Below are 7,102 nucleotides of genomic sequence, written 5' to 3'. Positions count from 1 at the left end.
CCCGCATTCCCAGCTTGGAAGGCTGGAGCACTAGCCATTGTACTACATCCGCAAAACTATTATCTGTTGCCGAACAACAAATAATAATATACCTCGTTTTTGAAAAAGTGTCAACACTATTTTTGCATTTTATTTATAAATGTACATAGCATCTCCGAATGAGAAGAAACGGTAACGTTCATCAATTGCATGTTGATAAGCATTCAAAATATGCTCACGACCTGTAAAGGATGCAACAAGCATTACCAAAGTTGACTTAGGTAAATGGAAATTTGTAATAAATGCATCCACAACAGTCCACTTATATCCTGGTCGAATAAAAATATCAGTCCAACTCGAGTCAGCTTCTAACTTGCCATCAAACTTTGTTCCAATCGTTTCAAGCGTTCGAATCGATGTCGTACCTGTAGCCACAATCCGGCCCCCATTTGCATGTACTTCATTCAATGTATCTGCTGCCTCTTGCGACAATTGGTAAAACTCAGAGTGCATTTTATGATCATCCAAGTTTTCTTCTTCGACCGGACGGAAAGTCCCCAAACCAACGTGCAAAGTTAGTTCGACAATCTTAACACCCTTTTCTTCAACTTTCTTTAGGAGCTCCGGTGTCCAATGCAATCCAGCAGTTGGTGCAGCAGCAGATCCATTCACTTTTGAATAAACAGTTTGATAACGTTCTTGATCATCCAATTTTTCTTTGATATAAGGTGGTAATGGCATTTCCCCCAATTCTTCTAAGATTTCTAAGAAAATACCATCATAGTGGAATTCAACCATACGACCACCATGTTCTAACTCTTCAGTAACAACACCTTCCAACTTTCCATCGCCAAAATCAATCTTTTGACCAACACGGTATTTTTTAGCTGGTTTAATCAAAGTTTCCCATACATCGCCATGGTCTTGACGCAAAAGCAACACTTCAACATGACCCCCTGTATCAGGTCGAACACCATATAGACGGGCAGGTAACACACGTGAATTATTCATCACAAGTGCATCCCCAGGGTTTAAGTATTCGATGATGTCATAAAAATGCTTATCTTGCATATCACCAGTTTCAGCATTCATGACAAGTAGTCGTGACGTATCACGATCTTTAAGTGGGGTCTGGGCAATTAACTCTTCTGGTAAGTCATAGTCAAAATCATCTAATGTATAATTCGGAATTTCTTCAGTCATCTTCTTTACTCCTTATTTGGGTATGGAATATGTAAATGTTCATAAGCAAGTGGTGCCACTTGGCGACCACGCGGCGTGCGTTGAATAAAACCAATTTGTAACAGATAAGGTTCATACATTGACTCAATGGTTTCGACTTCCTCACCAATGTTGGCAGCAATCGTATTGACACCAACTGGGCCACCATTATAAAAGTCAATCATTGTATGTAGGATTTTGTGATCAATTTGATCTAAGCCCATTTTATCCACTTTTAGTAATTTCAGTGCATAATCAACCGTTTCGTCTGTAATTTCACTGGCCCCATTAACAATGGCAAAGTCTCGCACGCGTTTCAATAAACGGTTCGCAATTCTTGGTGTTCCACGTGAACGACGAGCTAACTCGTAGGCGCCTTGTTCAGAAATACTCGTACCAAATACGTCTGCTGATCGCAAAATAATAGTTGCCAGTTCATCCGTATTATAATACGCCATATGCTCAACAATGCCAAAACGATCACGCAATGGTTGCGAGAGCATCCCTGCTCGAGTTGTCGCCCCAATTAATGTGAATGGTGGCAATGGGAAATGGACAGGATGTGCTGTGGGGCCTTCGCCCACAATTATATCGACATAGAAATCTTCCATTGCAGAATACAACATCTCTTCCACCGGTTTTGGTAAACGATGAATTTCATCAATAAATAACACATCACCCGCATTTAGTTCATTCAGTAACGCCAACAAATCTCCCGACTTTTCAATGGCCGGACCACTGGTGGTTCGAATCCCCACCCCCATTTCATTAGCAATCACCATCGCAAGTGTGGTTTTACCTAGACCAGGTGGTCCATAGAGTAAGACGTGGTCAAGTGCTTCTTCACGTGTTTTAGCTGCTTGAATATAAACATTTAAACGTTCTTTGAGCAGCGCCTGACCGATGTATTGGTTTAACGTTACCGGTCTGAGTGACTGCTCAAATGATTGCTCAGCACCTTCGGCTGAGGCATCATGCATGATATCTTCAGTCATGTGTTACTTCTTTCTTATTGTAATAATTTAAGCCCCGCACTCACATATGCAGCCGTATCTGCTAATGCCTCAGTTTGAAGTTGTTTTTCAATGCGCTTCAAGTCTTTCTTGGCATATCCAAGCGCTTCCAACGCTTGTAAGGCTTCATCTAGGTCAGAACCGGCTTTTGGTTTTGGTACATCCAATTCAAATTGATCCATTTGAGTCTGAAATGGCAGCTCATCAACCTTATTTTGCAAATCCAAAATAATCTGCTGAGCTGTCTTCTTTCCAATACCTGGAAACTTTGTCAAAAAAGTCACATCATCATTAACAATTGCTTGCACCAAACCAGTATGATCACTACTTGCTAAAATGGCTAAGGCTGATTTTGGTCCAATACCAGAAACAGCCAATAACTTTTGGAAAAGCGTCTTCTCGTCTAGTGTCTGGAAACCATAAAGTGTTTGCTCATTGTCACGTACAATTTGTTCAACGTATACAGTGGCCACTTGTTGCTCAGTGAATGCAAACGGGTTGGCAGTAATAATACGGTAACCAACTCCGGCAACATCAACGACGATATAGCTCGGCATAACGGCAGTCACCATGCCTTTAAGATATTCAAACATGTACACTGTACCTCGTTTATTTGTTTTGTATCTGTCTTATTATAGCAGAAATTAAGTTTAAGCGAAGATACATTTCGGTCGTTAATAAAAAAATCTCTGGTCAACTGACCAGAGATTCTAGATTAATCGCGACTATAGTTTGGTGCTGACTTGGAAATTTGCACGTCGTGCGGATGGCTTTCGATCAAACCGGCATTTGTAATTTGAACAAAGCGGCTCTTATCAATCAATTCATTGATATCAGCTGCACCAGTGTAGCCCATTCCTGAGCGCAAACCACCAATAATTTGGAAAATAACGCCATCTAATGAACCCTTGTACGCTGTACGTCCTTCGATTCCTTCAGGGACCATCTTGTTTGCTTCATTAACTTCACCTTGGAAATAACGATCTTTTGATCCGTTTTCCATAGCAGCGATTGATCCCATACCACGGTATGATTTGAATTGGTGACCGCTCGTTTCATCAGTAATGACTTCACCAGGTGCTTCTTCTGTTCCAGCAAGCATTGAGCCCAGCATGACAGCATTTCCACCAGCAGCTAAGGCTTTAACAATATCTCCTGAGAACTTTAAACCACCGTCTGCAATAATGGTCTTGCCTTCTTTAACCGCAACCTCGGCTGCATCAAGAACGGCCGTTAATTGTGGCACACCGACACCGGCAACAACGCGTGTCGTACAAATTGAACCAGGACCGATTCCAACTTTGACGACATCGACACCAGCATCGTACAAGGCCTGTGCGCCTTCACTTGTGGCGATGTTTCCAGCAATAATATTTAATGTTGGGAACGCTGCCCGAATTTCTTCAACTTTACGGAGAATACCATCTGAGTGACCATGCGCTGAGTCCAAAACAATCGCATCAACGCCAGCATCAACTAATGCTGCCACACGCTTAATTGAGTCTGATGTTACACCAACAGCCCCGGCTACCAAAAGATGCCCGTCAACATCAGTTGCAGCTTGAGGGAAATTACCATAATCAACATCTGCCTTCTTAACCTTAGCAACTTCAGCAGCTTGTTGTTCAATTAACATATTCTTATGTACGACACCTAAGCCACCCAGTTGAGCCATACGAATTGCCAAACGCGACTCGGTCACTGTATCCATTGCTGCTGAAAGCACTGGAATATTCAACTTTAGTGATGGTGTTAATTCAACTGAAAGATCCACATCATTTGGTAAAACGTGTGATTCTGCAGGGACTAACAATACATCGTCAAAAGTTAAGCCCAACTTAGTTACTTTATCTGTACTTGAAAACGTCATAATTTCCTCCATGTGATTGAAACCAATAAAAAAAGCATTTCTGGATACAAGTATCCACAAATGCAAGGAAATTGCATTTGCGGATTGTCGCCATTTTTGGAAGGCGGTAGAAACTTGTTAGCCATTTTCTAACAATTAAATCTGCAAACAAAAAACTTTTTCTATATCTGTTAACAATATGTCTTTTTGAATATGATACACGGTCTCAAATTTTTTTCAAGAACTTTGAGCCGATTTCCTGATAAAATTCGCATTATCGTATCAATCAGCCTATACTTAATTATATTTTCTAATCACCACATTTAGAAGGGAGTTGCTACAATGCAAGTAATTAAAACTAAATTGGCACAATTTCCCATCTGGCAACGCAACCTTTATGTACTTTGGTTTGGCGTTTTTATGATGGGGATTGGCTTTAGTGAAGTCCTACCCTTTATGTCACTCTACGTCGACACACTCGGCTACTTTACCGCCAAACAACTATCTTTTTACAGTTCACTAACCTTTTCAATTTCCTACCTCACAACAGCCCTATCCTCTCCTTTTTGGGGGAAATTAGCTGACACCAAAGGCCGTAAAATTATGCTACTCCGCGCGTCGCTTGGTATGGCAATTGTATACGCACTAATGGGACTGGCTACTAATGTGTGGATACTGATCATCTTGCGCGGGATTCAAGGACTCCTGGGCGGATTTGTTTCAAATGCTAATGCCATGGTTGCCACACAAACACCTAAGGCACGCTCTGGATACGCCATGGGGGTTCTTGTAACGGGTATGACCTCAGGGCAATTATTAGGGCCATTCATTGGGGGAACACTGGCAAGCTTTGTCAGTTACCGCGTTGCTTTTTTCATTACAGCGGCTATTTTCACATTAGTCTTTATGTTGGTTCTAACGCTGGTTAAAGAATCATTCACACCTGTTTCAAAAGAAGATACACTTTCATTTAAACAAGTTCTGCAACTCTTGCCCAATACGAAATTGACTTTTGGCCTTTTCACCACAACCATGATTATTCAAATGGCCAATTTTTCAATCAGTCCTTTCATTGCCCTATTTGTCCGACAAATCAATGCGACGGGTCTGCCAACTACCTTTCTAGCTGGACTTGTTACTGCAATGCCTGGAATTGCAACCTTACTCGTGGCAAAACGTTTCGGTATTTTAGGTGACCGAATCGGCACTTATAAAATGATCATGATTGGCTTTTTAATCGCCTTCATGTCCTTGGTGCCCACTGCATTCGTCACAACCATTTGGCAATTAGTATTGCTTCGATTCTTGATGGGAATTTCTAACTCAACGATGATGCCCGCTGTGCAAACTCTCCTAACTAAGACTACGCCTAGCGCCATCACAAGCCGTGTATTTTCTTACAATCAGTCGTTCCAGTCAATGGGATCGGTTTGCGGACCACTTTTAGGCTCATTAGTTGCAACACAATTTGGTTATCGTGGTGTTTTCATTGCCAGTGCCGTGCTTGTCGCACTCAATGCAGGTTGGTTTTCACAGATTTCTAAAAGCTTACGTCCTCAAAAAAAATAGACTGGTCATAATTGACCAGTCTTTTTTTATAGCTTCTTTAACATAGCATAAACGCCGAATAACATCATTTCCAAACAGGTAAATAAAATTAAGAACTTAAGTGTAAAGCCGTGATCTGTCACTAAAGCGTGGTTTAACGCTTCAACAACCCGAATCGGTTCTGTCAAAACATGCCAAGAATTTAATCGGAGATAACGGCCTAAATAAATCCCAAAGGCACTAATCGCAGATAACCCACCATAATAGACAACCGAAATCCACCAGCCTGGATTTTTGATTAGCGCATAGCGCATTTGATAAGCACTCTCGAATCCAAAAAAAGCGCCTAAGAAAATTCCTGCTGTCAAGATAACATAATTTAGTACCTGATAAATCCCTGTTAAATCTACGCCAACTGCTTGTAGATGGATATAGTCCGTCAGCATGTAAAGTGTATTCGGATAGAACAATAACCAAACTAATGCCACCCCCAGCAGAATCCATTTTGAACCAGCCTGTGGCTTTAAATAAATATAAAGCCAAGCCAAGTCAAATGGGATAACTGCAAGAAACAGGTTCCAAATCAAAAATCTGCTTGGTGTCGGCAATTGAGTAATGACCAGCATTAAAGCAATCAATATCACATGGAGCACCACTATTCGTGCTAGTTTCTGATTTTTTATATCTGCTTGCATATATGCAACCTCTTTCCTATTTTAACGATGTTGTTTTCGCGGAAATATTACGGGAATAGGGCCGCTCAACCATTCGTTCGGCGCCCACCACTATGGTAACTTTTCCTGCTAATTGATTTTCAATCGCTTGCGTAAACGCCGTAATTGCGTCTGCTTCAACCCCAACTGTTAGTACAACTTCAGTCGCATAATCAACCGCAAGAATCTGGTATTCATGTTGTTCCAGCCAATACTTGATAGTTTCAAACTGACTGTAGTCAACCGTGAGCTGAACTTCTTGTTGCTTAACTAATTCCACCAAACCAACTTCTGCGATTCCATCAGCAACTGTTCCAGCATATGCCCGAATCAACCCTCCGGCACCTAATTTCACACCACCAAAGTAACGCGTGACTATAGCCACGACATTGTGTACTTGATTGTTTTTTAGTACTTCAAGCATTGGTACCCCTGCTGTACCAGCGGGTTCGCCATCATCAGAATACCGTTGCACTTCGTCTTTTTTGCCAAGTACATACGCCCAAACATTGTGGTTTGCCTTACGTTCCTGCTTTTTGATGTCATTAATGAATGTTTGCGCTTCTTCTTCATTTGCAACACGAGCAATATTCAAAATAAAGCGTGACTTTTTTATATCTTGTTCAAATACAGCTGCTTGCTGTGCAATTGTTAAATCAAGTTCTACCATACTCGTTCTCCCTTAAAACGCCTTAAAATTAATAGCTATCCACTTAGAGAGCGTTTATTAAAATCCATTTTACACAATAAAACCGCTGATATAAAGCGGTTAATCGCTA

7 protein-coding genes and 1 riboswitch are annotated in these 7,102 nt (G+C 41.2%); of the genes, 1 reads left to right on the top strand and 6 read right to left on the bottom strand.

The features are described from left to right. Positions 1–129: 129 nt before the first annotated feature. The 4 genes from queA to guaB form a co-directional block, all read right to left on the bottom strand. Positions 130–1,182: a tRNA preQ1(34) S-adenosylmethionine ribosyltransferase-isomerase QueA gene (queA, locus tag IV50_RS06040; RefSeq protein WP_057746553.1), complete on the bottom strand. Its 1,053-nt coding sequence runs from the start codon at positions 1,180–1,182 to the stop codon at positions 130–132. Between the two features lie 5 nt (positions 1,183–1,187). Beyond that, positions 1,188–2,195: a Holliday junction branch migration DNA helicase RuvB gene (gene ruvB / locus IV50_RS06035; RefSeq protein ID WP_057746551.1), complete on the bottom strand. Its 1,008-nt coding sequence runs from the start codon at positions 2,193–2,195 to the stop codon at positions 1,188–1,190. 14 nt (positions 2,196–2,209) lie between these two features. Then, on the bottom strand, positions 2,210–2,806 hold the full coding sequence (gene ruvA / locus IV50_RS06030; protein WP_057746548.1) for a Holliday junction branch migration protein RuvA: 597 nt from the start codon (positions 2,804–2,806) through the stop codon (positions 2,210–2,212). A gap of 122 nt (positions 2,807–2,928) precedes the next feature. Beyond that, on the bottom strand, positions 2,929–4,083 hold the full coding sequence (gene guaB, locus IV50_RS06025) for an IMP dehydrogenase (protein ID WP_057746544.1): 1,155 nt from the start codon (positions 4,081–4,083) through the stop codon (positions 2,929–2,931). 64 nt (positions 4,084–4,147) lie between these two features. Then, positions 4,148–4,246, bottom strand: a riboswitch (purine riboswitch). Between the two features lie 158 nt (positions 4,247–4,404). On the opposite strand from guaB, the gene IV50_RS06020 reads away from it, so the two are divergent. Next, on the top strand, positions 4,405–5,631 hold the full coding sequence (locus IV50_RS06020; protein ID WP_057746541.1) for an MFS transporter: 1,227 nt from the start codon (positions 4,405–4,407) through the stop codon (positions 5,629–5,631). 26 nt (positions 5,632–5,657) lie between these two features. Here the strand turns inward: IV50_RS06020 and IV50_RS06015 are convergent, their stop codons facing one another. Next, positions 5,658–6,305: a DUF1361 domain-containing protein gene (locus IV50_RS06015; protein ID WP_057746538.1), complete on the bottom strand. Its 648-nt coding sequence runs from the start codon at positions 6,303–6,305 to the stop codon at positions 5,658–5,660. Positions 6,306–6,321: 16 nt separating this feature from the next. Further along, positions 6,322–6,993 (bottom strand): YigZ family protein, encoded by a 672-nt coding sequence (locus tag IV50_RS06010; protein WP_057746535.1) that lies wholly within the window; start codon positions 6,991–6,993, stop codon positions 6,322–6,324. Positions 6,994–7,102: the final 109 nt, after the last annotated feature.

It is taken from the genome of Weissella viridescens (assembly GCF_001437355.1).
GTDB lineage: Bacteria > Bacillota > Bacilli > Lactobacillales > Lactobacillaceae > Weissella > Weissella viridescens.
Note: the sequence above shows the minus strand (reverse complement) of the source record. Positions and strands in the feature narration are given on the sequence as shown.

Excerpts from the sequence above, each read along its gene's own strand:
- IV50_RS06015 (WP_057746538.1), bottom strand. The coding sequence starts at position 6,305 with ATGCAAGCAGATATAAAAAATCAGAAACTAGCACGAATAGTGGTGCTC.
- ruvA (WP_057746548.1), bottom strand. The coding sequence starts at position 2,806 with ATGTTTGAATATCTTAAAGGCATGGTGACTGCCGTTATGCCGAGCTAT.
- IV50_RS06010 (WP_057746535.1), bottom strand. The coding sequence starts at position 6,993 with ATGGTAGAACTTGATTTAACAATTGCACAGCAAGCAGCTGTATTTGAA.
- ruvB (WP_057746551.1), bottom strand. The coding sequence starts at position 2,195 with ATGACTGAAGATATCATGCATGATGCCTCAGCCGAAGGTGCTGAGCAA.
- IV50_RS06020 (WP_057746541.1), top strand. The coding sequence starts at position 4,405 with ATGCAAGTAATTAAAACTAAATTGGCACAATTTCCCATCTGGCAACGC.
- queA (WP_057746553.1), bottom strand. The coding sequence starts at position 1,182 with ATGACTGAAGAAATTCCGAATTATACATTAGATGATTTTGACTATGAC.
- guaB (WP_057746544.1), bottom strand. The coding sequence starts at position 4,083 with ATGACGTTTTCAAGTACAGATAAAGTAACTAAGTTGGGCTTAACTTTT.